Origin of the sequence: Psychroserpens mesophilus, assembly GCF_050617655.1 — a bacterium.
GTDB lineage: Bacteria > Bacteroidota > Bacteroidia > Flavobacteriales > Flavobacteriaceae > Psychroserpens > Psychroserpens mesophilus_A.
Window position 1 is genome coordinate 1 of the sequence record NZ_JBODQC010000158.1, and the last position, 273, is coordinate 273.

At 64.5% G+C, this 273-nt stretch carries 1 protein-coding gene; it reads left to right on the plus strand.

Annotation, left to right across the window (positions count from 1 at the left end):
- Window positions 1–273 (plus strand): glycosyl hydrolase family 18 protein (locus tag ACRHNM_RS16755; RefSeq protein ID WP_431137757.1); only part of this gene is annotated, 273 nt, incomplete at both ends.

Genomic DNA, 273 nt, shown 5'->3' on the forward strand with positions numbered 1-273 from the left:
GGCGCTGGCCAAGGTGTTCGATTTCATCAACCTGATGAGCTACGACATGGGCACCGGCTTCTCATCGGTGTCGACGTTCAATGCGCCCCTGCATGAAGTGCCGACCGATCCGCTGGCGCCGGAGCTGCGGCGCTGGAACAACGTCGCCGGCGCAGTGCAGTACTACCGCGAGCATGGTGTGCCGGCCGACAAGCTGGTGCTGGGCGTGCCGTTCTACGGGCGCGGCTTCAAGGTCACCGGCGATGCACCGGACGGTCTGTATCAGGCCTACAG